The organism is Bartonella sp. AA2SXKL (assembly GCF_042197205.1).
Classification (GTDB): Bacteria; Pseudomonadota; Alphaproteobacteria; order Rhizobiales; family Rhizobiaceae; genus Bartonella.
Window position 1 is genome coordinate 1 of sequence record NZ_JBHIRN010000122.1, and the last position, 507, is coordinate 507.

Sequence of the window (507 nt, forward strand, 5' to 3'; positions counted from 1 at the left end):
GCCACCAATCTATATTGGCTATAGCTACATTGGTGTTTCGTTACCCTATATTTTGGGAAATCTGATGGCACGATGGCTTTTTAAACGAGAATCTATGGAAAAAACTGTCTGGCGCGGGTATATTATTTTTGTGATAGGAGGGGTATTATTTGCCTTGCAAATGTATGTTAGTCCATGGCCACTTGTAACGAGTTTTATAGCTATCGCTGTTCTTACTTTTGGTAATGGTTTTTTATTGCCATTAGGGACAGCCTTGGCTATTTCCTCACATCCGCAAGCTGCTGGGGCAGCCTCTGGTGTTATGGGGGCCTTACAATTAGGCAGTGCTGCGTTAAGTGCTTCCGTTATTGGAAAGACGTCTGGGCACAATCCAAAGACTATGGCAGTTTTATTGGCTGTGTGTTGTTTGCTCGGATTTATGATTTATGTCCGCAAAGCATATGATTTTATGCGTGTGGAAATGGATTGAATGATAATAAAGAGAGCATCATGCTTTTGATGCTTTTT

1 pseudogene is annotated in these 507 nt (G+C 41.2%); it reads left to right on the top strand.

Annotated elements, in window-relative coordinates:
* Positions 1-469 (top strand): annotated as a pseudogene (locus ACFINS_RS10180) (Bcr/CflA family drug resistance efflux transporter); the annotation flags it as partial.
* Positions 470-507 lie beyond the last annotated feature (38 nt).